The organism is Vibrio sinaloensis DSM 21326 (assembly GCF_000189275.1).
Classification (GTDB): domain Bacteria; phylum Pseudomonadota; class Gammaproteobacteria; order Enterobacterales; family Vibrionaceae; genus Vibrio; species Vibrio sinaloensis.
In genome coordinates, this window is sequence record NZ_AEVT01000010.1 from 1 (window position 1) to 25189 (window position 25189).

Sequence of the window (25189 nt, forward strand, 5' to 3'; positions counted from 1 at the left end):
CCTAAAGGTGTGAAACGTGACACTGCTGAGCAACAGGCCGCCGATAGAAAAAGACCCAATCTATGAGCCTGTATCAATTTGAAGCGTGTCCATTTTGTGTCAAGGTGCGCCGTGCTATGAAACGTCAATCCGTGAATATTGAGCTAAGAGATGCTAAAAATAATCAGCAGCATCGCGATGAACTTGAAGCCGGTGGTGGCCGTATTAAAGTTCCATGTCTACGCATCGAAAAAGATGGCCAAGTAGAGTGGATGTACGAATCTTCAGACATCGTTACTTATCTGGAGCAAGAGTTCGCTTAATAACTAATAAGGTAGAGATTATGCCAGCAGTTCAACTTGATACTTCTTCAATCAAAGCAATTGTGTTTGATCTCGACAACACCTTAGTCAGTTCTAATATGAACTTTACGTGGCTTAGAGAGCAAATCGGTTGCCCAACCCATATTGATTTGCTCTCTTTTGTTGACGACATTCGTTGTCCTCAAGAAACGCAGCAAGCGCATCAAATGATTTTGCAACATGAAATGGACGATGCGCAGCACTCTTCTCCTATGCCCGGCTGCCTAAAGCTCCTCGAATTTATCAATCAAAATAGCCTCAAGACCGCGATTATTACTCGCAACTGCGAACAAGCTGCCAAACAGAAAGTTGAACATAATCATCTCAACATTGAGCGCATTATCAGCCGTGAACACTTTCCGCCAAAACCTGCTCCGGACTCGCTTCTTGCGTTAGCTGATGAATGGGCGCTCTCTGCTCACCAAGTTCTCTATGTTGGAGACTACCTGTACGACTTACAGGCGGCTTACAATGCCAACATGCCTTCTTGCTTAGTCACTCAAGGCGAAACCGCTCAGTTTAGCCAGCATGCCTCGCTGGTCGTCGATTATTTGCATGAAATCATTGATGCTTTGAGCGGCGATTATCAATAAGTTTTTGATACTGTTTCTTAAGTTACCAATAAGTAACCAATGGTTAACAGGCAATCATTGTGTAAAAATAGTCATATAGGTAGAAACAACCAGCAGGCCAATCATGTCAAAAAACAAAGTCTTGGTGCTTTATGCTCATCCGTCTCCCAGACGCTCAGAAGTCAACCAACCTCTTTTTAAAGCCAGCCAACAAGTGGAAGGTGTCACAGCGGTTGACCTTTATCACGACTACCCAACTTACAACATTAATATTGATCGCGAGCAACAGCGCTTGCGTGAGCACGATATCATCATCTTTCAATTTCCCTTGTACTGGTACTCCACACCGTCGATATTGAAAGAGTGGCAAGATTTGGTTTTAGAATATGGTTTCGCTTACGGCAGTGAGGGGACTGAGCTGCATGGTAAGAAGTTCCTTTGTTCATTAACCGCGGGTGGCAAAGAAGACGCCTACCAAACGGAAGGTTACAACCATTTCACGATACGCCAGCTTCTATACCCGCTTGAGCAAATGGCCACACTAACTGGAATGCAATACTTAGCGCCTTTCGCCTTATTTGGTGCTCGTACCGCGAGAGAAGATGATCGTATTTCCACTCATGTCACGCAATGGAAAGCATTGTTGAATTCCCTGGTGAATGATGACTTTGACTACAAACAAGCTGCAAAAGTGGAAAAGCTGACTATGTGCTTAAATCAACCTGATAGTGAGGAAAAAGCATGACCGGATATTTTCTCCAAGCGTTTATCTACCTAGTCGCAGCTGTGATTGCTGTACCTATTGCTAAGCGCCTAGGTCTTGGTTCGGTACTCGGTTACTTGATTGCGGGCGTTGTGATCGGCCCTATCATTGGTTTAGTGGGGGAAGAGACAACAACCATTCAGCACTTTGCTGAGTTTGGCGTGGTGATGATGCTTTTCCTCGTTGGTTTGGAGCTGGAGCCCAAAATGCTCTGGTCGATGCGTAATCGCTTACTCGGCCTTGGCGGGCTGCAGGTTGGTGGTACGGCAGCAATCATCATGGCCATCGCACTCTATTTTGAGCAGCCATGGACAATCGCTCTGGCTATCGGCCTCATCTTTGCTCTCTCCTCCACCGCGATTGTCTTGCAAACATTCAATGAGAAAGGATTGAGCAAAACAGAAGGAGGCCAGAACGCGTTTTCGGTATTACTGTTCCAAGATATCGCCGTGATCCCTATGCTGGCATTTATTCCTTTGCTTGCGCTTCCAGAATTGGTAGAGAAAGCTCAAAATAGCGTTGCTGCAGCCGCCGAGCACCACGAAGAGCTTAGCTTGGTCGCGGGGTTACCTGGATGGGGTTATGCCCTGGTCATCATCGTTTCAGTCGTTGGCTTAGTGGTTGGTGGTCATTACTTAAGTCGCCCTCTCTTCCGGTTTGTCGCAAGTTCTGGCTTACGCGAAATCTTTACTGCGACTGCCTTAATGCTCGTGGTCGGTATTGCTGCTCTCATGAGTTTGGTCGGTTTATCCCCTGCATTAGGAACGTTCCTAGCGGGTGTCGTACTTGCGAACAGTGAGTTTCGCCACGAGTTAGAATCCAACATCGACCCATTTAAAGGCTTACTACTGGGGCTATTTTTCATAACCGTCGGCGCCGGAATAAACTTCTCGATCCTGTCAGAGCAGTTCCTGCTCATCATGGGCCTCACCTTTGGCGTTATGATGCTTAAAGCGCTAGTGCTGTTTGTTCTTGCCTTCGTGTTCCGTATTAAAAATAGTAACCGCTGGCTATTTACCCTTAGCTTGGCTCAAGCCGGTGAGTTTGGTTTTGTGTTGCTAAGCTTTACCGTGCAAAACCATGTTATTCCAACTGAGCTAGCGCAGACGTTGTCACTGGTTGTGGCGCTGTCTATGTTCTTGACGCCAGGGCTGTTTATCTTCTTCGATAAAGTCGTGCTACCACGTTATGAGCACCAGTCCAATGACAAAGTCGCTGATGAAATCGAAGAACAAGGCAGTGTCATCATCGCTGGCATTGGTCGTTTTGGCCAAATTGTTAACCGCTTACTGGTATCCAATGGCGTGAAGACTGTGGTACTGGATCACCAAGCAGATCAGGTTGATGTCGTACGCCAAATCGATACTAAAGCCTACTTTGGCGATGCCACTCGTCCAGATTTGTTGCACACTGCCGGTATCGAAGAAGCCGCAATGCTCGTGATCGCGATTGATAACCGCGAAAGCAGCGTTGAACTGACTAAGTACGTTAAACATACTTACCCGCACGTTAAAGTGCTGGTTCGTGCATTTGACCGTGGCCATGGTTACCTGTTGAAGCAAGCCGGCGCTGACATTGTTGAATCAGAAACTTACCACTCTGCTCTTGAATTGGGAGCCCACGCGATGCGCGGATTGGGTCACCACCCATTCTTCGTTGAACAACAAAAAGCGGCATACCAACGTGTCGAAAATCGAAAATCAGATAAACTTTACCAAGCGTGGGAAGATGATTCTGAAGGTGAACGTTTCGACAACAACTACCGTAAGCTGTTCATGCACTTAGAAGAGCAAATTAAGCTTGAGATGACACGAGATCGCTCAGATAAGCATGCAGCCGATGAACGAGGCTGGACTCCTCCGCCAAAAGGGTATGCCGACAATTTTGAAGAAAGCTAAGTTTCATCGCTTAACCGTTCTAACCGAGGCTATTAACGCCTCGGTTTCCGTTTTAGAAACACTATAGAGATATTATGACTTCTCACTCGAAAGACACCTCCCCTTCTTTAGGGAAGCAACTATTTAAGATGACTTGGCCAATGCTGTTTGGCGTTTTGTCGCTCATGAGCTTTCAACTGGTCGACAGTGCGTTCATTGGTCAGTTAGGCGTTTTACCACTTGCGGCACAAGGTTTCACTTTGCCGATTCAAATGATCATCATTGGTATCCAGGTAGGCTTAGGCATCGCAACCACAGCAGTGATCTCTAAAGCACTAGGGGCAAAACAGGATCGTTACGCGCAACAGCTAGGCGGATTGATTGTGGTAATGGGGAGCGTTGGGGTTGCTCTGATTTCGTTGTTTATCTACCTATTACGCGAACCTATTCTCGCACTGCTCAGTGCACCTGAGACGGTACTGCCTATCATCGACAGCTATTGGATCGTATGGCTGATCAGTTCGTGGACAGGCGCACTACTGTATTTCTTCTACAGTATCTGTCGCGCAAATGGTAACACCATGCTACCTGGTACCATGATGATGGTTACCAGTTTACTCAATCTGGTCTTCGACCCTATCTTCATTTTCACTCTGGACATGGGGATCAATGGTGCCGCAGTTGCCACTATTCTGGCATTTGGTATTGGTATCTTAGTGGTCGCGCCTAAAGTTAGCCGAAAACAGTGGTTATGCTACAACTGGGACGATTTGGATATCGCTAAAAGTATTCGCTCGATTGCCAACATCATGGGCCCTGCGATGATCAGCCAATTACTCCCACCGCTTTCTTCAATGTTAGCCACTAAACTCCTCGCAGGTTTCGGCACTGCGGCGGTTGCAGCTTGGGCTGTGGGCTCTCGCTACGAGTTTTTTGCAATTGTATCTGTACTGGCACTGACCATGTCCATGCCGCCAATGGTTGGTCGCTTGTTAGGTGCCGGTAAACTGAGTGATATTCGCAAGCTGGTCAATATTGCTTGCCAATACGTGTTAGGTTTCCAACTTTTAATCGCTTTGCTTACATGGCTCACCGCCCATTCACTCGCTGAGCTGATGACAAGCGAAGGTCAAGTGACGGAGATATTGCATTGGCACTTATTGATCGTGCCATTTAGTCTAGGACCACTCGGGATTTGCATGTTGATGGTGTCGATTGCCAACGCGCTCGGAAAATCTTACACCGCGCTAACCATCTCTGCGCTACGACTGTTTGCCTTCTTCTTACCGTGTCTGTGGTTAGGTGCACAACTTGGTGGCATTCAAGGCCTGTTCTGGGGCGCATTGATCGGTAACGTTCTGGCCGGCGTCTGCGCATGGGCGATGTATCAAAAAGCGTTGATCCAACTAGAGCAAAAGTTAACCAATAAAGAAGTTGCATAGTGATTGGCCAGACGTTAGTCTGAAGACTCATCAATTGGAATACCTATTATGCATTTTACCTTTACCTACCTTTGGCTCCTTCTGCTTAATGCCCGTAGCTGGTAGGTAATTGTGTGCCTGGCTACGAGAGAACGTAGCCAGAGCCGCCCCCTCTCGTAGCCATCTTCTAAATCAAGGATACGAGACTATGACAGACGAAACACAACCCATCCCCAGCTCAGTTCAACGCGCCTCCCAAGCCGGTGTTTTTCTCGCTTTGGCGGGTTGTATTCTTTTTTCACTAAAACCCATTCTGGTCAAAATCGCCTATCAGTATGGAGGAGATGCAACCTCTATTATGGCATTACGGGCATTCAGTTCGTTGCCCTTGTATGTTGTCACTTTTGTGATTCTGTGTCGTACTCCAACCAACAGAGAAAAAGTGACTCGTCACGGCTTCAAAGCAATGTTGATTGGCATTTTAGGCTACTACTGCGCAAGCTATCTAGACATTGCCTCATTGGCGTTTATATCCGCTCAGCTTGTACGATTGTTACTCTTTTTGTTTCCAACCTTTGTCGTTCTGATCAGTTGGGTTTTCTACCGCCAAGCGCCGTCGAAACAAGTCATACTGTCTGCTTTATTAGGCTATCTTGGGATCAGTTTTATCTTCATCCATGATTTTCAAACGCTTGGCGAATCCATCCTGCAAGGCAGTATTCTCGCGATTGCGTCTGCGTTGGTCTTTGCCTTCTATCTGGTGTGGAGCAAGCCTTTGATAGCCACGCTTGGCAGTTCACTGTTTACTAGCATAGGAATGGGAAGTGCTGGGTTCGCGATACTGATTCATCTAAGCAGCAGCAATGTCATCATTACACACTGGAGCCAAGAGCTGATCCTTGTCGGAGTCATACTGGGTATATTTTGTACGGTTCTGCCCTCTTATTTAATTGCTGCAGCCATGGCTAGGCTGTCTCCGACTCAATTGAGCTTAACCAGCAACATAGGGCCTGCAGTCACGGCAGTCGCGGCTGTACTGGTATTAGGTGAAGCCTTTACGCTCTGGCATGCGATTGGGATGGCGTTGGTTGTCTTTTCTGTCTACACCATGAATCGCAATAAACCCTAAAACTTTGGGGGGTAATTCCTCCAAAATTTTGAACATCAACAACAAGATAGAGTGATGACGTCTCAAGATTAAACACGTATTATTCACTCTATCTATTTTTTCTTATGACGTTTATGACTACTCGAGCTCACCACCCGATTCAAGGCGCAAGCTGGATGCTAACTGCGGGTTTAGCATTTGCCATTGTTAACAGCCTCGCGCAAGTCGCCAGTATCAACTTTGGCCTGTCATCGACCACGGTTGCGGTAATTCAGTATGCAATTGCATTAGTCGTTATTCTTCCATACCTGAAAACGCTCGGCATTCGTCAGTCACTGAGAACCGAGCATCTAGGCATGCACGTTTTTCGTGTATTTCTATCTGTCATTGGCATTCAGTTGTGGTTATGGGCATTGGCCTACCCTGTGCCTATCTGGCAGGGCATCGCGCTACTTATGACCTCACCTTTGTTTGCAACAATCGGCTCAGGGCTATTCCTCAAAGAGAATGTAGGCCCAGCTCGCTGGTTTGCAACAGTGACAGGTTTTGTTGGTGCGATGATCATCCTAGAGCCTTGGTCAGACGATTTTAGTTGGGCTGCGCTTCTCCCTGTCGGCGCTGCATTTTTCTGGGCTTGCTATTCATTGATGGTGAAAAAGCTTTCTTCTGATGATTCTCCATCGACGATGGTGGTTTACTTACTGGTTCTGATTACGCCATTTAATATTGTGTTGGCATTACCAGACTGGCAAACACCAACGGGCGGCTCAATTTGGCTCGTGCTGATTGCTGCCGGGGCTATGACGGCACTGGCACAATGGGCTATTGTTAAAGCGTATTCGGTTGCCGATGCGTCATTCGTTCAACCATTTGACCACGCTAAGTTACCCCTCAATGTTCTTGCTGGCTGGATGGTATTCGGCTGGGTTCCACCAGGTCGATTGTGGCTAGGAGCCGCGATCATTATCGCTTCTGTTGCGTTTATTACTCAATGGGAGACAAAAAAATCGCGAAAAGCTGAAATAAAATCAGCCTAGTCCCTTTCTATTAGAGAAAGGTATTATGGGAGAGAAAACAATGGCAGAACCAATCAAATTAACACTTTACCGTTGGGGCGGCAGCTGGGGTCCATTCAGTGTAAAGATTCCTTGTGGGGAATGCACCCTGACAAAAGATATCCTTAAGGATACGTTTGAAAACGAGCTAGCAGGTGTGCCTGTTGAGTTAGAAGTGAAAGATTGGCTCTCTCATTGGTGGGAACCGTTGAAAGTTGGCGCTTGGCATGCGCCTATTCTGATGGTGGAAGGCAAAGTAGTCAGCCAAGGTGAGGCGTTAAACCGTGGTGTGCTGGTTCAATCTATCATCCGAGAGTGGACGAAACGTGATACTCTGAAAGGCAACATTGTGTATGGGAAAGCGACGTGTCCTTACTGCGTTAAGGCGAAGAAGATGCTCAACGACGCGGGTATTGAATACGAGTATCACGATGTCGTTAAAGACAGCGCGGCACTATACCGAATGATTCCAGAAGTGAAAGCCATCATCGGAGAAAAGACGCCAGTCACGGTTCCACAAATTTGGCTCGATGGTCAGTACATCGGGGGTGCTGATAACCTTGAAGCTTGGCTTGCCGAAAAGGGGCTAACTCAAGTTCCTGACAACGTTGTTAACTTAGAAGAGAATCAATCGTCTGTGGGTTAATCACCTAACCCAACGGTCTGTTTAGCTGAAAACCGCATAGATAACAAAAAGCCGGAAGTGTATTACTTCCGGCTTTTTTAAATTCCATTTCACGCGCAGCGATTAGTTCACCATTTTTTCATCATTCGCTTAATGAAGGATGATTTTTTCGCTTTAGGCTTACCATTCAATGCTTCGTGCATTGCTTGCTTCGCGATCATCTGACCTAAATATGCGTTGCCTAATTCGTGATTCATGATTATCTCCTCGATAGTTAGGAGTGTGATTTTAATCACAAATCAAATAAAAACAAGATCTAAATCACATTATTTAACGCGTTTTTGCTGTTGGTAAGTTTTACCTGCGGCTTGATAAGTGTCTTTACGCTTCACTTCAAACATAGTATCAAAGAACCAAGCAACGAATACGATCACAGCGTCACCTTCATTCATAACGTGCTCTATGAACTCTTGCTCTTCGCCTTGCTCGTTTTCTTGTACAGTCACGTGGTAAATGCGCTTTTCACCTTCAACTTCTGCCAAAGCAAATTGTCCAGCAAGCGACTGAGCCGCCTCGGCAACTTCTTGGTCTTCAACCGACTTAAGAGCTTCTAAAGCTTGTGGTAGGTTTTCTTTTTCACATAGCGCTTTTACAAGTTGCTCGAATTCTTTATGTTCCATGCTTATTACCTATTTGGTGCATTGTGTTTCGCTTCGCGCATTGTAACAGTCGTTTGCACCCATTCAAGCAAACTCTTGCTTAACGAAGGGTTTTCTAAATGACAAGTAAGCCACCATAGCCATAATCAACGCCGCAATTAAATAACACCACCCCATCGCGTCTTGGCTTTGAATCCAATTTTCAACGAGATAGCCGCCAAAAAGCCCGGCCATGCACATTTGAATGGAGCCAGACAATGCCGAAACCACTCCGGCTTGTTTTTTATGTGGCTCTAGTAACATACTGATCGACAAAGGAAATGACATACCTTGCGCAATGGTCAACCAAGTGAACGCCCAAACTAAATTAAACAACGTGGTTTGTGTCACCAGTAGCCATACTCCAGCCGCCGCCATGATTGAAATAGCGAGCGACAGGATTTGCGCCGTAGACATAAATCGATTGAGTACATTTAACGTTAAACTGCCGAGCATTAAACCCGCAGATGGGATGATCATGACCGAACCATACTCCGCAGCCGTTAGGCCAATTTGATGCTGTAACAAAAAAGGCATCACCGATAACGAAACAAGACTTGTCAGGTAACTTATCCAGTTGTAACTCGCACTAGAGATAACCTGTTTATTGCCCAACAAACAGCCATAGTTTTTCACCACTTCTGTAACACAAAATCGACGCTTGCCGTTGGTGTTGGTTTCAGGCAATACAAAGTAACCTAAAGTAAAAATGGCTGCCAAGTACAACAAGACAAACATAAACACAGATTGCCAGCCAAGATAAAAAGCCATCCAACCACCAAACACTGGTGCGATAATAGGCATGATTGACGCGGTAACAGAGATGTAAGATAAAGCTCGGGTCAATTGCGGGCCATCATAACTGTCGCGCAAGACACTTCGGCCTAAAACAGAAGCACTACCAGCGCCGAGCCCTTGCAACAAACGTCCCAGAATCAAAATCGACAAGTTCGCCGAGAACATCACGCAAATCACCGTCCCTAGCAAATAAACCCCTTGTCCCAGTAAAAAAACAGGTCGCCGTCCAATAGCATCCGAAAGAGGCCCGTAGAATAACTGCGAAGCACCAAAGCCGACCAAGAAAAGAGTCACTAATAATTGGACGTCAGCATGGCTTGCAGATAACTCCTGGCTAATAAGGGGTAAAGATGGCAAGTAAATACTGACACCAACTTGCCCCGTGGCAATGATCATCATTGCCAACAAAATAGGTGTTTTTTTCATCTTTCCCCCTTATTTATTCTCACTGTTAATCAGTGTAAATTAGGTACTGAATAAAGATAATACACTTCACTGGAAACTGATTAGTTCCAAATAAGAATCAATAAGGCAATGGTATGGATTGGATTCAAAGCGTTCACAGTTATATTCGTGTGGTTGACGAAGGGAGCTTCAACGGCGCGGCACGAAAGATGAACACCACCAGCTCCGCGATTTCAAAACGGGTGCATTGGTTGGAAGAACGTATCGGCGTCCAATTGCTCAAACGTACTACCAGGACGGTTACCCAAACCGAAGCCGGCGCCTTGTTTTACGAACGCGCTAAGATGCAACTCGAAGATTGGCAATCAATCGTCGATGAAACTCGATCGGTCAGCCAGAGTCCCGCAGGCCTGCTCAAAATTGGAGCGACACTCGCTGTCGGCTCAAAGTTTCTCGTCCAATACCTCAATGATTTTTTGCAAATGTATCCAGACATCCGCATCCAATTAATCACCACAACGCCTGGCCAGTTACCTGAATTAAGCCTAGACCTGTTTATCAGCCGAGAGCTCGAACAACTCAACTCGCTCAGCTTCAAAGCAACTCCCCTATTTGAACATCGCGCTGGATTTTATGCCTCTCCTCAATATTTACAGCAGCACGGCGAGCCCAAAACAGTGGAAGAATTAACTCAGCACAACGCGTTAATTTGGGGTGAAAGACCGCAACGAGAAATTACCCTATCAAAAAGTAAGCGCATTATGTTATCCGGCAACTTTGCCACCACCAACCCTGAAGCCATGTTCTACGCTGCCAAAAACAGCATGGGCATTTTGGTAACAAACGATGTGATGATAAAAGACGAGCTCAATACCGGGACACTAAAACGAATCTTGCCAGAAATTACCGCCGATGAAGCGACAGTCTATGCCTACTACCCCAAACTGGACTATCAGCACACTCGGACTAAACTGTTTTTGGACTATCTCAAAGAGAGGTTAGCGAAGGAGCGCTCGGACTAAAGTTGTAGATGAAATTCTTGAAACTCACTTGCGATGCTATGCGACCTGTACCATATTTAAATGGAACCAATACTAACAACGCGTGATTGATATCACTAAATTTGGGTTCTCATATGGCTAGGAATACAACGATAGCTCCTTCTATCGACTTGGATGTCATCAACAGAACATTGAGTTTAGATGGAGCCGAACTGCTCGATAGCGTCACGCTAGTCTTGCACAAAAATTACTCGAGTTTCTGCACCTGTTTGATCGAGATAGACCGCTTGAAAACAAAGGCGACGACCCTTTCGTATGCGTGCGGCAATCAGCTCCAATCTCCGTTCGAATACTCGCTTAGCGGAACCCCATGTGCCACGGTAGGTAACTCTGAGCTCGATCATGTTCTCTATGAGAATGACGTGGCCGAACGATTTCCACACGATGTATATTTAAAAGAAAATGGCATCGAGTCTTACTTAGGTGTCCCTCTTCGTTCTGAGACAGGTGATGTACTCGGGGTGCTGCTATCAAGCTTTACCTTCGAGCTAAACAACATCGAAGAAATGATTTATCACCACAAGTTGTTTGCTCGAGTGGTTGTTCACAATTTGCGCGCAAAGTGGCTCTCTGCGCGCTCTGATAGTTTAGTTAACCAGTTGAGCTATGAAGTCTCTCACGACAACTTAACCGGTTTGCTCAATCGCAGCTTCTTGGCCGACAAGTTAGAGCGGCTAACAGAGATGGGAACAGCACCTTTCACCCTTGCCTACATAGACATTGATAATTTTAAGTCGATCAACGATCTTTACGGTAATTACATTGGTGATCAAATCATTAAATTCGTTGCCAAGACAACCGAGGAAGCGGTGCACGATAAACAGTTGGCATTTCGTATTGCTGGTGATGAGTTTGCTTTTATTTCGCTATCAGGCGATCCGTTCGAGATCTGTAACCGAATCATAGAAAAACTAGAGCGAGGCTATAAAGATCCTTCGCACAACATAAAAGTGAAAGTCAGCATTGGTATCGCACGAAATACCAGCCACAGTCTTAGCGCAGACCAAATTATGCTTAATGCCAGCTTAGCCTTGAAAGAGTGTAAACAGTCGCCGCAACTCACTATCCAGTGTTACGACACGCACCTAAGCGCTCAGTATTATCGACGTGCGATGATCATTGATGCTCTGCGTAGCGAACTGGATAAAGTCACTCAGCACAATGAGATTTATGTTGTCGTGCAGCCCATCGTCAATAAAGGCTCGAAACAATGGGATTACTTTGAAATTCTGGCGCGCTGGAACAGCCAAGCACTCGGTTCTATTTCACCGATAGAGTTTATCGAAGCAGCCGAACAATCTGGTTTAATCATCGAACTGGGTGAACGGATTGTCGAGTTGGCCTGCGCGGCTAAGAAACAACTCGAGGATGGCTTAGGCCATAAAATTAAACTTGGACTGAATTGTTCAGCTCACGAGCTCAGTAATGCGAATCGCTACGTCCAGCATTTGTTAGCCACCATTGAGCGCTATGGGTTCAAACCTGAAGAGTTCACCATTGAACTCACTGAAACGGTGCTACTTTCACGCACTAAAGAAGTGAAAATCATTCTAGACAAACTACGATTGCTCGGTTTTACCGTCGCTCTTGATGATTTCGGTACAGGTTATTCGAGTCTTAACTATATCCACAGTTACCCTATCGACTGTATAAAAATCGATGCGACCTTCATTCGCAACATGCTCACTAACGAAACAGCGGAAAGTGTTGTTTGGCTGATCATTCAACTGGCGAAACGTCTGCAGGTAAACCTAGTCGCTGAAGGCGTAGAAGATCAAGAGGCACTCAATAAACTGTACACCATGGGTTGTGAACAAATTCAAGGTTACTACTTCTCACGCCCCGAACTTCCTGAAACTATCATCGACTTGCAAGCCAGCCCTACAGACAAGACCTGCAAAGTTTCCAATGGCTAGCCACTCGTTCCCCTTACGCTAGCCATTTTCTTTTTCTTCTCGCCTTTCCCATAACCAATTTAGGGTTGATTCACTCAACTTATTTGATAATAATTATCATTACGATTAATTTAATCCCAAGGCTTATTATGCATTGCCAAAAACCTCTCTATCAGTGCTTTTTTAAAGCTCAGGATCGATTTCAAGACAAGCTGACTCAAGGCGGATTTGAACCGGATGTCATCCAAGACTATATCCACTCCACCATGAATCTTTCGTCTTTTTATGAGCCTGGGGCAATGCATGAGAACACCTTACTGTGCGAACTGTTTCTCAGAAGACTCTACTTTGACATGTTAGATGCCATCCAAGATCCGGTTCGCAGCCGAATATTTCGTCGAGTATGCCTTGATTCCATCCACACACCACTGCTTTGTCTCAAACGTTTTTATTACCACTGGGATGACGGTGATATTCGATTTCTTCAATTACAACAACAACTACAGCGCATTCAAGCGCCTTTAGACTGATAACGTAAGGAATAAAAATGACTCAACCTTCAAGCTCGCAATCATTTCGTGTTGAAAAGGACAGCATGGGAGAAGTGCAAGTACCTGAAAATGCGCTTTACCAAGCTCAAACTCAACGTGCGGTCGACAATTTCCACTTTAGTCACCACAAGATGCCGGTCGCTTTCATCCAAGCACTCGCTTATGTTAAGCAAACTGCAGCGCTAACAAATGCTCAGCTTGGTTTACTCGAAGGTGACATTGCCAATGCGATTGCTGACGCCGCTCAGCCAATCATCGACGGAGAGCACTTAGAACACTTTCCAATCGATGTCTTCCAAACTGGCTCAGGCACCAGTTCAAACATGAATGCAAATGAAGTGATAGCTACGTTAGCAAGCGATGTTCTTGGTGCAGACGTGAGCCCTAATGACCATGTCAACATGGGCCAAAGTAGTAATGACGTTGTACCAACCGCCATCCAAGTCAGCAGCGCAATTTCAATTGAGAAACAGCTTCTTCCTGCACTCGATCATCTGATTAACGCACTTAAAGCGAAACGAGAAGAAGTGGGGCAAGTTGTCAAAACCGGCCGTACCCACTTAATGGATGCGATGCCAGTAACATTCGATCAAGAGCTTGGGGGTTGGCAATACCAGATCGAGCAAGCTCGCACCGGCATTGTTCATAGCTTGACGGCGGTTAAAGCGTTGGCTCAAGGCGGTACAGCGGTAGGTACAGGCATCAATGCCGATCCTAGATTCGCTGCTGCATTTGCCGATAACCTATCGCAAGCGACGCGTATCCAGTTCACTGCCAGCAGCAACTTCTTCTACAACCTAAGCTCGCAAGACGCGATTGTTGCACTGTCTGGACAATTGAAAACAGCCGCAGTCGCCACCATGAAAATCGCGAATGATCTCCGCTGGATGAATTCTGGTCCTCTTGCCGGTCTTGGCGAAATCGAATTGCAAGGCCTTCAGCCGGGTTCTTCAATCATGCCAGGGAAAGTGAATCCTGTGATTCCAGAAGCCGCTGCCATGGCGTCTGCACAGGTGATTGGTAATGATGCAACCATTACCCTTGCCGGCCAATCGGGCAACTTCCAACTCAATGTCATGCTACCGGTTATTGCTCACAACGTCATTGAGAGTATTGAGCTGCTGTCTAACTCAGCGATTGCACTAGCAGACAAAGCCATCGCAACCTTCAACGTGCGCGAAGACAACTTGCAAGTTGCGCTGTCACGTAATCCAATTTTGGTCACCGCACTCAACCCTGTAATTGGTTATCTCAAAGCAGCTGATATTGCGAAGAAAGCCTATAAGCAAGGCCGAGCCATTATTGACGTGGCGGAAGAAGAGACCGATCTCGATAGAGCAACATTAGAGCGTTTACTCGATCCAACGCAGCTAACAAAAGGTGGTGTGGCAGAATAAAAGCACACATCCTTGTGCAGTGTGCTCTGGTTTAAATCCAAGCCAGGGCAATAAGCAAAGTTGGCACAGCAATCACTGCGGCCATTTTTGCCAGCGACATCAGTTCGCGGAGTGCAACGTCACGTTTTTTAGACGTCATGTGCTCCGCGGAATGGGCCGCCATCGCTTGTGTGGCGTTCATCGGTATTTCCTTAAAATACAGATTAAATCAAGGAGCGGCGATTCTACGCAAATGTCGTTCACGGTGCAATTGCACTGACCTATTCTTGGCCAACAACTCCTCTTCGACTAATCACTCATCGTTTGCAGTTTTACTAAGTGGTGAAATACTCGATCTGACAGAGAAGGCACTCAGCGCCGAGACAGCTTACTCCGAGTACCCTTCCCTTTTGCTTTAGCCGATAAGCTGGCTTGGGCTAAAAATCCCAGTCTTCATCTTCCGTCGCAACCGCTTTACCAATCACATAAGACGAGCCTGAACCTGAGAAGAAATCGTGGTTCTCATCGGCATTTGGCGACAGTGCCGCCATAATGGCTGGGTTAACCTGACACAGTTCATCAGGAAACAGAGGCTCGAATCCAAGATTCATCAGTGCTTTGTTCGCGTTGTAGTGTAGGAAGTGCTTCACGTCTTCCGTAAGACCCACTTGGTCGTACAACGATTCTGTGTATTGGCTTTCAATTTCATACAAAGAGAACATCAGCGAGTAAGCCTCATCCTTAACCTTAGCTTGCTCTTGTTCTGACAGTTCGTTAAACGCTAGCTGGAACTTATAGCCAATGTAGTAGCCATGAATCGCTTCGTCTCGAATGATCAGTCGAATCAAGTCTGCGGTGTTGGTCAGCTTTGCCCGACTCGACCAATGCATTGGCAGGTAAAAACCGGAATAGAACAAAAAGCTTTCAAGGAAAACACTGGCCACTTTTTTCTTGAGCGGGTCGCCTTGCGCTAGGTAATCTTCCAGTACTAACTGAGCTTTCTTTTGTAGTAGCGGATTCTCGTCAGCCCAGCGAAACGCTTCATCAATTTGTGGCGTGGTGCACATGGTCGAGAAAACAGACGAATAACTGCGAGCGTGTACTGCTTCCATGAAAGCGATGTTGGTCAAAACGGCTTCTTCATGGGGAGTGCGAGCATCAGCCATTAAGGCAGGAGCGCCAACGGTATTTTGAATCGTATCAAGCAGAGTCAAACCAGTAAAAACTCGTATCGTCAGTGTTTGCTCTTCTTCAGTCAGTTGCTTCCAAGTTTGAATGTCATTGGACAATGGCACCTTCTCAGGCAACCAAAAATTCACCGTTAAGCGGTTCCAAATCTCAAGATCTTTATCATCTTGCATTCGGTTCCAGTTAATCGCTCGAACAGGTTCAGTGTGTGGGTTACTCATAATGGGGTTCCTTGTTTACAACGAGCAAGAGACGCAGCCTTCAACTTGCGTACCTTCAAGGGCTTTTTGGCGCATGCGAATGTAATAGAGCGTTTTGATCTTCTTTTTCCACGCATAGATTTGTGCTTTGTTGATATCACGAGTAGTCACTTCGTCACTAAAGAACAGTGTCAGAGACAAACCTTGATCGACGTGCTCTGTCGCTGCTGCATAGACGTCAATAATGGCTTTAGGGCCAATTTCATAGGCATCTTTGAAGTAGTCGAGATTATCATTACTCAGGTATGGCGCAGGGAAGTAAACCCGTCCAATCTTGCCCTCTTTACGAATTTCAACTTTTGCGGTGACTGGGTGGATAGAAGCCGTCGCGTCATTGATGTAACTGATCGAGCCCGTCGGTGGAATCGCTTGCAAGTTGCGGTTGTACAGACCAGACTCCATCACCTTAGACTGAAGCTGCTGCCAATCATCAATCGACGGTACCCGCATATCCAATCGTTCAAACAGTGCCGCAACAATGTCCGTACGAGGCGAATAGTCTTGCTGCAAGTATTTGGTGAAGAACTCACCCGTAGCGTACTGAGAGTGTTCAAAGCCGACAAATACTTGCTTCCTTTCCAAAGCCAATTTATTTGAAGCGGTTAAGCAGTGGTATAAGGTCGTGGCAAAGTAAGTACGAGTAAAATCGACGGCCTCTTCGCTGTCATAGTGAATTTGCTCGCGGGCTAAAAATCCGTGCAGATTCATCTGGCCTAATCCAATGGCGTGGCTTTCATCATTGCCTCTACGTATCGACGGTACGCTGTCTATTGCACTCATTTCAGACACGGCGTTGAGCGCGCGAATCGACACCTCGACAGTATGGTCCAAATGACCACCATCTAGCGCTTTGGCAATGTTGACTGACCCTAAGTTGCATGAGATATCACGCCCCAGGTGGGCATAGCTCAAGTCGTCATTAAAGTGAGAGGCATCATTAACCTGCAAAATCTCGGAGCAAAGATTTGACATGTTAATTCTTCCCTTTATTGGGTTGGCTGCATTAACCGTATCCTCAAACATAAGATAAGGATAACCGGACTCAAACTGAATCTCTGCAAGGGTCTGGAACAATCCACGAGCCGAAATCTTACTCTTTCGAATACGCGGGTCATCGACCATTTCGTGATACTTCTCGCTCACGCTGATTTCAGAGAAAGGCACACCGTAGACCCGCTCCACATCATGGGGCGAAAACAAATACATGTCCTTGTTCTGCTTGGCGAGCTCTAACGTAATATCGGGAATAACGATACCCAAGCTCAGAGTTTTGATGCGGATTTTCTCATCGGCGTTTTCACGCTTAGTATCTAGAAACTGCATAATGTCCGGATGATGCGCGTTCAAATACACTGCACCAGCCCCCTGACGAGCACCTAACTGATTCGCATAAGAAAAGCTGTCTTCAAGCAGCTTCATGACAGGCACAACACCAGAACTTTGGTTGAGTATCCCTTTAATCGGAGCGCCTTGTTCACGCAAGTTACTCAAAAGAAGGGCGACTCCACCACCTCGACGAGAGAGCTGTAACGAAGAGTTAATCGCTCTACCGATACTCTCCATGTTGTCTTCAATACGTAGCAGAAAGCACGAAATCAGTTCTCCGCGACTCTTTTTCCCCGAGTTGATAAATGTTGGCGTGGCAGGTTGAAAACGTTGAGAAATGATCTCTTGCATGAGATCCAGAGCAAACGCTTTGTCACCACGCGCAAGGGTTAGTGCCGTCATCACAACGCGGTCTTCGAAGCGCTCTAAATAGCGCTTTCCATCGCGGGTTTTCAGTGCGTAAGAGGTAAAAAACTTGTACGCACCTAGAAAGGTTCTAAAGCGGAATTTGACTTGATAAGCTCGATCCCAAATCAGTTGGAGAAACTCTCTATCATATTGTTCTAAAACTTCTTTTTCGTAATAGCCTTCGTTTAACAAGTAATCGAGTTTTTCCGCCAAGTTGTGGAAGAAAACCGTATTCTGGTTAACGTGCTGTAAGAAGAATTGACGCGCAGCTTGTCGGTCAGCATCTAGCTGGATACTCCCCTTTTCATCAAGTAAGTTAAGCATGGCATTGAGCGCGTGGTAGTCCAACGGCTCGGTGTTAAATTGGTTATCCATGGTGTTTCCAAAATTGTTCGAGTCCCTGCTGCACGGCTTGAACATCGTGCTGGGTTCCTGAAAGTTCGAAGCGATAAAGCACAGGGACCTGGCATTTATGCGCAATAATTTTTCCAGCCTGGGCGAACAGTTCACCAAAATTACGATTTCCCGAGGCGATCACCCCTTTGAGGTGCGCGCGGTTTTCTGCATGGTTGAGAACTTTGATCACTGATTTAGGTACCGCGCCGCGCCCTTCTCCATCCGCATAAGTTGGACAAACTAAAACATAAGGCTGATCTAGAATGGGCATAGGCTCGTCGGCGTTTATCGGAAGTCGAATTGAATCTACCTCCAATCTTTCAACGAACCGCTGAGTATTTCCCGACGCGCTGGAGTAATAAACAATCATTAGGCTAACTGACTGATCATATCTGGACGAAAACCGGACCAATGTTTCGCTCCCGCCACAACAACGGGCGCTTGACGATACCCCATCGATTGAACAGATTGCATTGCCGAGTTATCAAGCGTTAGATCAATTACTTGGTGCGCGATGCCTTTGGCTTCTAACGCTCTTACCGTCGCTGTGCACTGAACACATTGGGGCTTGGAGTATACGATGATGTCCATATTTCATTACCTTCTGTTAAAAATTGTAATGATAACCATTATCAATTACATCCACATATGGTATTGCCAGATCTACATTTGTCAATATGTAGTACGAGCAACTATTCTCCACACTAAATTTATGGTTGATAATGAAATGATAATCAATATCATTCTCAGATATTTTCGAACAAAAGGAATTTTTAATGAGTATTCCAAGTTCAGATTCTAATCAAATATCAATACATGACATGGAGTGGCGGGGGGTGATGCTCTCTGAAAACGCAGCGAAAAGAGTGGCAGCTCTAACGCAACAAGGGCAGCATTTTCACCTCAGTGTCCGGCCTTCTGGCTGCACTGGATTTGCCTATGAAATCGCGCTAGTAGACACCATCGCAGACGATGATTTGCGATTTGAGTCACACAACACCCCTTTCTATGTCGCATTGAGCGCAATGCCAATGCTTGACGGTACTGAGTTGGATTTTGTCCGCCAGGGCCTTAACAGTAATTTCGTCTATAACAATCCCAATGTGAAAAACCTTTGCGGTTGCGGCGAAAGCTTTGGAGTTTGATCATGTGTGCAGTTGAAACACAGCCCGAAGTAGAAGAACTATTCCAAACCAGTCATTACAAAGAGGGTTTCTATACCCAACTTTCTTCTGACACTCTCTCCAAAGGCATCAACGAACAGGTTGTTCGTGCCATCTCAGCAAAACGTAGCGAACCAGAATGGATGTTGCAATTTAGGTTAGACGCATTCAGAAAATGGCAGCAGATGGAGGAGCCACACTGGCTCAAAGCCGAGTACCCCGAGCTGGATTATCAGGACTACAGCTACTATTCAGCACCAAGCTGCGCAAGTTGTGACACTGACTGCTCAGATGATGGTACAAATGAATATTTGACCAAAGAAGTCGAAACGGCTTTTGAGCAACTCGGCGTTCCGGTTCGTGAAGGCGCGGAAGTGGCCGTTGACGCCATTTTTGATTCCGTTTCTGTTACGACAACCTACAAGAATGAATTGAATGAATTGGGGATAATCTTCTGTTCGTTTAGTGAAGCGATCCAACAACACCCCGAACTTGTACAGCAGTATCTCGGCACGGTCGTTCCCCCTGAAGACAATTTTTTTGCCGCGTTGAATGCAGCTGTCGCCTCCGATGGCACCTTTGTTTACATTCCTAAAGGTGTTCGATGTCCTCGGGAGTTGTCGACCTATTTCCGCATCAATCAAGCGAAGACAGGCCAGTTTGAACGCACCATATTGATCGCTGATGAAGAAGCTTATGTCAGCTACATCGAAGGTTGTTCAGCCCCCATGCGCGATAGCTACCAACTGCATGCCGCGGTTGTGGAAGTCATTATTCATGACCGTGCAGAAGTAAAATACTCGACCGTTCAAAACTGGTTCTCTGGCGAAGAGGATAGCCAAGGCGGCATCTTAAACTTTGTTACCAAAAGAGCTGTATGCGAAGGCGACCACAGCAAGATGTCATGGACTCAATCTGAAACGGGTTCTGCTATTACCTGGAAATACCCAAGTGTCATTCTCAAGGGTGACTATTCTGTTGGGGAATTCTTCTCGGTGGCGCTGACTAATGGCGTTCAACAAGCCGATACAGGGACAAAGATGATTCATATCGGTAAACACACGCGTTCTACCATCATCTCAAAAGGTATCTCCGCGGGTAAGAGTGAAAACAGTTATCGCGGCCTAGTCAAGATACTACCCAACGCAGAAGGGGCACGTAATTTCACCCAATGCGACTCAATGTTGATCGGCACTCAATGTGGTGCACATACGTTCCCTTACATCGAAGTGAAGAACCCAACGGCACAAGTGGAGCATGAGGCAACCACCTCTCGGATCGGTGAAGACCAACTGTTTTACTGTGTGCAACGCGGCATCAGTGAGGATGATGCTATTTCTATGATTGTAAACGGGTTTTGCAAAGACGTATTTTCAGAATTACCGCTTGAGTTTGCTGTAGAAGCACAAAAACTGCTTTCAATCAGCCTTGAGCATAGCGTGGGATAAATCAATGCTAGAAATTAAAGACCTACACGTGAGTGTAGAAGACAATCCAATACTCAAAGGCATCAGCCTGACGGTTAAACCAGGTGAAGTTCACGCGATCATGGGACCGAATGGCTCTGGTAAAAGTACCCTTTCTGCGACACTAGCTGGCAAAGACGACTACGAAGTTGATGCGGGTGAGATGTTGTTTAAAGGTAAAGACCTAACCGAACTCGATCCAGAAGAACGGGCTGGTGAAGGCGTCTTCCTTGCATTCCAATATCCTGTTGAGATTCCGGGTGTCAGCAACAAGCTTTTTCTCAATACCGCATTAAATGAAATTCGTAATTATCGTTGCCAAGAGCCGTTAGATCGCTTTGATTTTGAAGATCTATTGGAAGAGAAAGCAAATCTACTCAAGATGCCAACCACCCTACTAAACCGTTCAGTGAATGAAGGTTTCTCTGGCGGTGAAAAAAAGCGTAACGACATTTTGCAGATGGCGGTGTTATCACCCGATCTATGCATTCTTGATGAAACGGACTCAGGCCTAGACATTGATGCTTTGAAAGCCGTCTCTTCTGGCGTTAACGCTCTGCAAGATGGTCAGCGAGCCTTCATACTTGTCACTCACTACCAACGAATTCTGAATTACATCAAACCAGATTATGTGCATGTGTTGTACAAAGGAAAAATCGTTAGATCAGGCGATCACACACTGGCACATGAGCTAGAGGAGAAAGGCTATGGGTGGATTACTGGTGAAGAGTAACTGTCCTTCAGTGGATACCTTACAGCACCTAGTACAGGGTCAAGACTGGCAAAAAAATCAATTTGCTAAAGCCAAGTCTGTAGGTTTACCTAGCGCTAAAGAGGAAGGGTGGAAGTACACTTCTCTCGAATATTTCTATTCGCTGCCATTACAATCTGCCGCCTTGCAATCCGCAGAAAATATCTCTTATGAGGGGCTAAGCCTAGGTATCGATGCCTATCGACTCGTTTTCTTTGATGGTCACTTTTCAGCCAGGTGTTCAGATTGGATTCCTAAGGTGCGGGTCACTCCACTCAACGTGCTAACCGCAGTCGAAACCTATGAGCTCTCACGCTCAGTGCGAGCCGATGCGTTTACCTACCTGACTGATGCGACAGCATCAGGCGGCGTGCTGATTGAAGTCGAACCAAATACGCAAGTGACCAAGCCGATTTATCTGCTGCATATCAGCTCTGGTCAAAATGGCGAAGTGTGTAGCTATCGCCATCATATTGAGATGGCTCCCCTATCGGAACTCGAAGTGATCGAGCACCACATCTCACTTGAGCAAGGTGGCGGAGTTACGTTGTCACGACTAACCAGCTACATTGGTGAAGGTGCCAACTACCAGCACACCAAGTTGATCGAAGAATCGAAGCAGCAACATCACTTTGGCCACAACGATATTCGTTTGCAAAGAGATGCCAAAGCGAAATCGACAGCCGTGTTGCTATCAGGCCTGTTAGTTCGTCATCAAACCAGTTCAGAACTGAGCGGTGACAATGGAGAGTTAGCGATGAACAGCGTCGCCATGCCGAAAGACGAGCAGACATTTGATAGCCGAACGTATCTTAAGCACAATGCTCCTCACTGCCGCAGCGAGCAAATGCATAAGATTATCGGTCGAGACAAAGGCAACGCGGTATTCGATGGCATGATTTACGTAGATCCGGTCGCACTGAAAACTGACGGCCAAATGGACACGCATAGCTTGTTACTCAGTGACCATGCACAAGTAAACTGTAAGCCTCAGTTAGAAATCTACGCCGATGATGTCAAATGTAGCCACGGCGCAACGACAGGTCAGATGGATAAAAATCAAATTGACTACATGCGTGCAAGAGGAATAAACCAAGAGCAGGCCGAACAGATGCTGATGTCCGCGTTCGTTTGCGAGGTTGCAGACAAAATCCGCCATCCAAGCCTGCGAAGTTACGTGAATACCAAACTCGCAGACTCGTTACATAAAGAGGTTAACCATGGCTGATTTACCTCCCATTGAAAGCCCATGGGCAAAGGACTTTCCGGCGCTAGGTACACAAGTCTATGGTAAACCGCTGGTTTATCTTGATACTGCAGCCACCGCACAGTCACCGACTTCAGTGATCGAAAGAATGACGCAATTTTACCAGCGAGACTACGCTAGCGTTCATCGTGGCGCTCACTATCTAAGCGCCAAGGCAACCGAAGACATGGAGCTGGTACGAACTCAAGTTGCTGAGTTCATCAACGCCAACGAAGCCAGCAACATTGTGTTCACCAAAGGCACCACTGAAGCCATCAACTTAGTAGCAAATAGTTACCTTCGACCAAAAGTAAAAGCAGAAGACGAAATCATCGTCACTGATATGGAACACCATGCCAACCTTGTCCCGTGGCAACTGTTATCTGACCTTTGCGGTGTAAAGATTCGCGTCTGGGAAATGAACAGCCAGGGCCAACTCGACGTGGCAGAATTGAAAAAACTGCTCAACAACAAAACTCGCTTAGTCGCATTGACCCATGTTTCTAATGTGCTAGGACAAGTCAATCCGGTGAAAAAAGTCATCAAACTGGCGCACCGAGCGAACGTGCCTGTACTGATCGATGGCGCTCAAGCCGTTATGCATCAGCAAGTGGATGTCAGCGAGTTGGATTGCGACTTTTATACTTTCTCCGCCCACAAGCTCTACGGCCCAACTGGTACCGGGGTGCTTTACGCCAAAACCAAGCATTTGACTAGCATGGTCCCATGGGAAGGTGGTGGTGCGATGATCGATCAAGTGACGCTTCCTATCGGCACATCTTATGGGCAAGCGCCATGGAAGTTTGAAGCTGGTACCCCCAACATCGCGGGTATATTAGGTTTAGGGGCTGCGATCGAGTATGTGGAAAACATCGGCCTGAACGCAATCGCCGCGCACGAAGCCCGGCTTATGCAGTACATGGAAAAATCGTTAGCCAATGTCGCTGGAATCGAAATCTATGGAGAGAGCAAAAATCGCAGCGGTTTGATCTCATTTAACCTGAAAGGCCATCACTCGTTTGACGTGGGCGCATTTTTAGATAGGTACGGGATCGCAATTCGAACTGGCCACCACTGTGCCATGCCGCTCGTGAAAAAGCTCGGCCAAAGCTCTGTCTGTCGCGCATCCATAGGTCTGTACACAAACTCAAATGATATCGATAACTTTTGTCAGGCGCTGCAACGAATCAGTCAGTTATTAAGGTGATTATCATGACACCAGAAAAAGTACTCAAAAACTTTAACCGCTGCGCCGATTGGGAAGAGCGATATCTTTATCTGATCGAACTCGGAGAACGCTTACCCGCCTACCCGTTTGATAAACAACAAGATGACTACCTTGTAGCTGGCTGCCAAAGTCAGGTTTGGGTCGATATTCGATGCTCGAAGCAAGGAATTCTTACACTACGCGCCACCAGCGATTCTTCTATCGTTAAGGGGTTATTATCATTGATTTCGATAGCGTACGATCAGCAAAGTGTCGAGCATGCGAAGTGCTTTGACGTTCACGCTTGGTTTGATTCTCTAGAGTTAAAATCTCACCTGACACCAGGTAGAACGCAAGGACTGGATGCCATTATTCAACACGTTCGCCATATCGCGGTTCAAACTGAAAAAGCGCCCCTACTCCACTAACTCATACACATAACATCAAGAGGCCTTCTCTCTGGCCTCTTGCCCTCAAAAAAAATCGTTTATCGTCTGGATAAAATCCCTCAGTTGCTGGCTCCATACGGGTTATCTACACTGCCAGCCAATTTAGAGGCTCGCTCTTTTAACGCAGGTACCCTACTCACAACTTACTGCTTTCAAACAACAATACTCACAACAAGCACACTGAAACGCTTCTAGTCACCCCTTTTGGGCTTAAGTCCACTCTCAATTTTTGAGCGATTTCGCTCAGACTAGCGAATGAATTTTTCGGAGTAACCACTGTGAACAAACTAAAAAGCATTAACCCTAAACGCATGGGCAAAGAGCGTGTAAAACGTGAATATGACTTACGCGTACTTAATCTCGTTGCGGAAAGCGAGTATGAATCTCGAATGGCAATCTGGAACGGACTTGAAATGACGACAGATATTGCTAACGAGATGAAGGACTTTATTGACCAAGCATTTAACAAGATGCAACAAGACTTAAAAGCAGCGCGTCGTGAACTTGCTGTTGAATATAGCGAGTTTGCCACTTTCGCCAACGAAGAAATCAACTACATCAAAGGCAACGTTGCCGATGCCACTGCCCAGTACTTTTGGTACGGCGCAATCGCTCTTATGGTGGTGGGCACACTGGCGATTTGCATTTAGCATCACTCCCTATCACTCAGCTCTTACAAGTTGTCTTTTTCATTCGAAGTGGGATATCTGCTCCCGCTTCGACAAATGTTGACAGATAGATTACAAAACCCTGCTGATTCGTTCTAAAATCTGTTCACTGTTT

At 46.3% G+C, this 25189-nt stretch carries 26 protein-coding genes and 1 pseudogene; 19 read left to right on the top strand and 8 right to left on the bottom strand.

Going from position 1 to position 25189, the window contains the following annotated elements; genetic code table 11:
- The 8 genes and pseudogenes from RH45_RS02285 to RH45_RS02320 all read left to right on the top strand — a co-directional run.
- Window positions 1-302: pseudogene (locus RH45_RS02285) on the top strand (glutaredoxin family protein); the annotation flags it as partial.
- Window positions 303-322: 20 nt separating this feature from the next.
- The gene (locus tag RH45_RS02290; RefSeq protein WP_008073365.1) at window positions 323-934 is read left to right on the top strand and encodes an HAD family hydrolase; all 612 of its coding nucleotides are present in this window, start codon (window positions 323-325) and stop codon (window positions 932-934) included.
- 103 nt (window positions 935-1037) lie between these two features.
- On the top strand, window positions 1038-1658 hold the full coding sequence (locus tag RH45_RS02295) for an NAD(P)H-dependent oxidoreductase (protein WP_008073367.1): 621 nt from the start codon (window positions 1038-1040) through the stop codon (window positions 1656-1658).
- Window positions 1655-3574, top strand: coding sequence for a monovalent cation:proton antiporter-2 (CPA2) family protein (locus RH45_RS02300; protein WP_008073369.1), 1920 nt, complete (start codon window positions 1655-1657; stop codon window positions 3572-3574). Before RH45_RS02295 ends, RH45_RS02300 begins: the two co-directional genes overlap by 4 nt.
- A 74-nt stretch (window positions 3575-3648) precedes the next feature.
- Window positions 3649-4995: an MATE family efflux transporter gene (locus tag RH45_RS02305; protein WP_008073372.1), complete on the top strand. Its 1347-nt coding sequence runs from the start codon at window positions 3649-3651 to the stop codon at window positions 4993-4995.
- A 187-nt stretch (window positions 4996-5182) separates the two neighbouring features.
- Window positions 5183-6103 (top strand): DMT family transporter, encoded by a 921-nt coding sequence (locus tag RH45_RS02310; RefSeq protein WP_008073374.1) that lies wholly within the window; start codon window positions 5183-5185, stop codon window positions 6101-6103.
- 113 nt (window positions 6104-6216) lie between these two features.
- Window positions 6217-7119, top strand: a complete 903-nt coding sequence (locus RH45_RS02315; protein WP_039958137.1) for a DMT family transporter — start codon at window positions 6217-6219, stop codon at window positions 7117-7119.
- A 40-nt stretch (window positions 7120-7159) separates the two neighbouring features.
- Window positions 7160-7783 carry a glutaredoxin domain-containing protein gene (locus tag RH45_RS02320; protein WP_008073379.1) on the top strand — a complete coding sequence of 208 codons (624 nt, stop codon included), beginning with the start codon at window positions 7160-7162 and terminating at the stop codon, window positions 7781-7783.
- Window positions 7784-7890: 107 nt separating this feature from the next.
- On the opposite strand, the gene RH45_RS23820 is transcribed toward RH45_RS02320, so the two are convergent.
- From RH45_RS23820 to RH45_RS02330, 3 genes are all read right to left on the bottom strand, one after another.
- A complete protein-coding gene (locus tag RH45_RS23820; protein ID WP_008073380.1) occupies window positions 7891-8019 on the bottom strand; it encodes a hypothetical protein in 129 nt (42 codons plus the stop codon).
- A 69-nt stretch (window positions 8020-8088) separates the two neighbouring features.
- Window positions 8089-8442 (bottom strand): hypothetical protein, encoded by a 354-nt coding sequence (locus RH45_RS02325; RefSeq protein ID WP_008073382.1) that lies wholly within the window; start codon window positions 8440-8442, stop codon window positions 8089-8091.
- Window positions 8443-8505: 63 nt separating this feature from the next.
- Entirely contained in the window at window positions 8506-9684 is a 1179-nt protein-coding gene (locus RH45_RS02330; protein ID WP_008073383.1) for a multidrug effflux MFS transporter, read from the bottom strand.
- 113 nt (window positions 9685-9797) lie between these two features.
- Here RH45_RS02330 and RH45_RS02335 point away from each other — a divergent pair, with 113 nt between their 5' ends.
- The 4 genes from RH45_RS02335 to RH45_RS02350 all read left to right on the top strand — a co-directional run bounded on the left by RH45_RS02335 (window position 9798) and on the right by RH45_RS02350 (window position 14567).
- The gene (locus RH45_RS02335) at window positions 9798-10685 is read left to right on the top strand and encodes a LysR family transcriptional regulator (RefSeq protein WP_008073384.1); all 888 of its coding nucleotides are present in this window, start codon (window positions 9798-9800) and stop codon (window positions 10683-10685) included.
- A 113-nt stretch (window positions 10686-10798) separates the two neighbouring features.
- Window positions 10799-12640, top strand: a complete 1842-nt coding sequence (locus tag RH45_RS02340) for a putative bifunctional diguanylate cyclase/phosphodiesterase (protein ID WP_008073385.1) — start codon at window positions 10799-10801, stop codon at window positions 12638-12640.
- Window positions 12641-12768: 128 nt separating this feature from the next.
- Window positions 12769-13149, top strand: a complete 381-nt coding sequence (locus RH45_RS02345) for a hypothetical protein (RefSeq protein ID WP_008073386.1) — start codon at window positions 12769-12771, stop codon at window positions 13147-13149.
- A 17-nt stretch (window positions 13150-13166) separates the two neighbouring features.
- Window positions 13167-14567, top strand: a complete 1401-nt coding sequence (locus RH45_RS02350) for a class II fumarate hydratase (RefSeq protein WP_008073387.1) — start codon at window positions 13167-13169, stop codon at window positions 14565-14567.
- Window positions 14568-14598: 31 nt separating this feature from the next.
- On the opposite strand, the gene RH45_RS23485 is transcribed toward RH45_RS02350, so the two are convergent.
- The 5 genes from RH45_RS23485 to nrdH form a co-directional block, all read right to left on the bottom strand.
- The gene (locus RH45_RS23485) at window positions 14599-14748 is read right to left on the bottom strand and encodes a hypothetical protein (protein ID WP_008073388.1); all 150 of its coding nucleotides are present in this window, start codon (window positions 14746-14748) and stop codon (window positions 14599-14601) included.
- A gap of 235 nt (window positions 14749-14983) precedes the next feature.
- A complete protein-coding gene (nrdF, locus tag RH45_RS02360; RefSeq protein WP_008073389.1) occupies window positions 14984-15955 on the bottom strand; it encodes a class 1b ribonucleoside-diphosphate reductase subunit beta in 972 nt (323 codons plus the stop codon).
- A gap of 15 nt (window positions 15956-15970) precedes the next feature.
- On the bottom strand, window positions 15971-18103 hold the full coding sequence (nrdE, locus tag RH45_RS02365) for a class 1b ribonucleoside-diphosphate reductase subunit alpha (protein ID WP_039958138.1): 2133 nt from the start codon (window positions 18101-18103) through the stop codon (window positions 15971-15973).
- Window positions 18096-18494 carry a class Ib ribonucleoside-diphosphate reductase assembly flavoprotein NrdI gene (gene nrdI / locus RH45_RS02370; RefSeq protein ID WP_008073392.1) on the bottom strand — a complete coding sequence of 133 codons (399 nt, stop codon included), beginning with the start codon at window positions 18492-18494 and terminating at the stop codon, window positions 18096-18098. The genes nrdE and nrdI overlap by 8 nt, the downstream gene beginning before the upstream one ends.
- Complete coding sequence (nrdH, locus tag RH45_RS02375; RefSeq protein WP_008073394.1) at window positions 18494-18715, bottom strand: glutaredoxin-like protein NrdH; 222 nt, start codon at window positions 18713-18715, stop codon at window positions 18494-18496. Before nrdH ends, nrdI begins: the two co-directional genes overlap by 1 nt.
- Window positions 18716-18900: 185 nt before the next feature.
- On the opposite strand from nrdH, the gene RH45_RS02380 reads away from it, so the two are divergent.
- The 7 genes from RH45_RS02380 (at window position 18901) to RH45_RS02410 (ending at window position 25056) form a co-directional block, all read left to right on the top strand.
- Window positions 18901-19269, top strand: coding sequence for a HesB/IscA family protein (locus tag RH45_RS02380; RefSeq protein WP_039958139.1), 369 nt, complete (start codon window positions 18901-18903; stop codon window positions 19267-19269).
- A 2-nt stretch (window positions 19270-19271) separates the two neighbouring features.
- Window positions 19272-20735 carry a Fe-S cluster assembly protein SufB gene (gene sufB / locus RH45_RS02385; RefSeq protein ID WP_008073398.1) on the top strand — a complete coding sequence of 488 codons (1464 nt, stop codon included), beginning with the start codon at window positions 19272-19274 and terminating at the stop codon, window positions 20733-20735.
- Between the two features lie 4 nt (window positions 20736-20739).
- Window positions 20740-21486, top strand: coding sequence for a Fe-S cluster assembly ATPase SufC (gene sufC / locus RH45_RS02390; protein WP_008073399.1), 747 nt, complete (start codon window positions 20740-20742; stop codon window positions 21484-21486).
- On the top strand, window positions 21461-22732 hold the full coding sequence (gene sufD, locus RH45_RS02395) for a Fe-S cluster assembly protein SufD (protein ID WP_008073400.1): 1272 nt from the start codon (window positions 21461-21463) through the stop codon (window positions 22730-22732). Before sufC ends, sufD begins: the two co-directional genes overlap by 26 nt.
- Complete coding sequence (locus RH45_RS02400; RefSeq protein ID WP_008073401.1) at window positions 22725-23957, top strand: aminotransferase class V-fold PLP-dependent enzyme; 1233 nt, start codon at window positions 22725-22727, stop codon at window positions 23955-23957. The genes sufD and RH45_RS02400 overlap by 8 nt, the downstream gene beginning before the upstream one ends.
- Window positions 23958-23962: 5 nt before the next feature.
- The gene (locus RH45_RS02405; RefSeq protein WP_008073402.1) at window positions 23963-24385 is read left to right on the top strand and encodes a SufE family protein; all 423 of its coding nucleotides are present in this window, start codon (window positions 23963-23965) and stop codon (window positions 24383-24385) included.
- Between the two features lie 332 nt (window positions 24386-24717).
- Window positions 24718-25056, top strand: a complete 339-nt coding sequence (locus tag RH45_RS02410) for a hypothetical protein (protein ID WP_039958140.1) — start codon at window positions 24718-24720, stop codon at window positions 25054-25056.
- Window positions 25057-25189: the final 133 nt, after the last annotated feature.

What these genes read in the sequence shown, in the direction of transcription:
- RH45_RS02315 (WP_039958137.1), top strand. Translation starts at nt 6,217, where the DNA reads ATGACTACTCGAGCTCACCACCCGATTCAAGGCGCAAGCTGGATGCTA.
- RH45_RS02310 (WP_008073374.1), top strand. Translation starts at nt 5,183, where the DNA reads ATGACAGACGAAACACAACCCATCCCCAGCTCAGTTCAACGCGCCTCC.
- RH45_RS02380 (WP_039958139.1), top strand. Translation starts at nt 18,901, where the DNA reads ATGAGTATTCCAAGTTCAGATTCTAATCAAATATCAATACATGACATG.
- RH45_RS23485 (WP_008073388.1), bottom strand. Translation starts at nt 14,748, where the DNA reads ATGAACGCCACACAAGCGATGGCGGCCCATTCCGCGGAGCACATGACG.
- nrdF (WP_008073389.1), bottom strand. Translation starts at nt 15,955, where the DNA reads ATGAGTAACCCACACACTGAACCTGTTCGAGCGATTAACTGGAACCGA.
- RH45_RS02335 (WP_008073384.1), top strand. Translation starts at nt 9,798, where the DNA reads ATGGATTGGATTCAAAGCGTTCACAGTTATATTCGTGTGGTTGACGAA.
- RH45_RS02410 (WP_039958140.1), top strand. Translation starts at nt 24,718, where the DNA reads ATGGGCAAAGAGCGTGTAAAACGTGAATATGACTTACGCGTACTTAAT.
- nrdE (WP_039958138.1), bottom strand. Translation starts at nt 18,103, where the DNA reads ATGGATAACCAATTTAACACCGAGCCGTTGGACTACCACGCGCTCAAT.
- RH45_RS02300 (WP_008073369.1), top strand. Translation starts at nt 1,655, where the DNA reads ATGACCGGATATTTTCTCCAAGCGTTTATCTACCTAGTCGCAGCTGTG.
- RH45_RS02320 (WP_008073379.1), top strand. Translation starts at nt 7,160, where the DNA reads ATGGCAGAACCAATCAAATTAACACTTTACCGTTGGGGCGGCAGCTGG.
- RH45_RS02330 (WP_008073383.1), bottom strand. Translation starts at nt 9,684, where the DNA reads ATGAAAAAAACACCTATTTTGTTGGCAATGATGATCATTGCCACGGGG.
- nrdH (WP_008073394.1), bottom strand. Translation starts at nt 18,715, where the DNA reads ATGGACATCATCGTATACTCCAAGCCCCAATGTGTTCAGTGCACAGCG.
- sufB (WP_008073398.1), top strand. Translation starts at nt 19,272, where the DNA reads ATGTGTGCAGTTGAAACACAGCCCGAAGTAGAAGAACTATTCCAAACC.
- sufC (WP_008073399.1), top strand. Translation starts at nt 20,740, where the DNA reads ATGCTAGAAATTAAAGACCTACACGTGAGTGTAGAAGACAATCCAATA.
- RH45_RS02305 (WP_008073372.1), top strand. Translation starts at nt 3,649, where the DNA reads ATGACTTCTCACTCGAAAGACACCTCCCCTTCTTTAGGGAAGCAACTA.
- RH45_RS02295 (WP_008073367.1), top strand. Translation starts at nt 1,038, where the DNA reads ATGTCAAAAAACAAAGTCTTGGTGCTTTATGCTCATCCGTCTCCCAGA.
- RH45_RS23820 (WP_008073380.1), bottom strand. Translation starts at nt 8,019, where the DNA reads ATGAATCACGAATTAGGCAACGCATATTTAGGTCAGATGATCGCGAAG.
- RH45_RS02405 (WP_008073402.1), top strand. Translation starts at nt 23,963, where the DNA reads ATGACACCAGAAAAAGTACTCAAAAACTTTAACCGCTGCGCCGATTGG.
- RH45_RS02290 (WP_008073365.1), top strand. Translation starts at nt 323, where the DNA reads ATGCCAGCAGTTCAACTTGATACTTCTTCAATCAAAGCAATTGTGTTT.
- sufD (WP_008073400.1), top strand. Translation starts at nt 21,461, where the DNA reads ATGGGTGGATTACTGGTGAAGAGTAACTGTCCTTCAGTGGATACCTTA.
- RH45_RS02350 (WP_008073387.1), top strand. Translation starts at nt 13,167, where the DNA reads ATGACTCAACCTTCAAGCTCGCAATCATTTCGTGTTGAAAAGGACAGC.
- RH45_RS02345 (WP_008073386.1), top strand. Translation starts at nt 12,769, where the DNA reads ATGCATTGCCAAAAACCTCTCTATCAGTGCTTTTTTAAAGCTCAGGAT.
- RH45_RS02340 (WP_008073385.1), top strand. Translation starts at nt 10,799, where the DNA reads ATGGCTAGGAATACAACGATAGCTCCTTCTATCGACTTGGATGTCATC.
- RH45_RS02325 (WP_008073382.1), bottom strand. Translation starts at nt 8,442, where the DNA reads ATGGAACATAAAGAATTCGAGCAACTTGTAAAAGCGCTATGTGAAAAA.
- RH45_RS02400 (WP_008073401.1), top strand. Translation starts at nt 22,725, where the DNA reads ATGGCTGATTTACCTCCCATTGAAAGCCCATGGGCAAAGGACTTTCCG.
- nrdI (WP_008073392.1), bottom strand. Translation starts at nt 18,494, where the DNA reads ATGATTGTTTATTACTCCAGCGCGTCGGGAAATACTCAGCGGTTCGTT.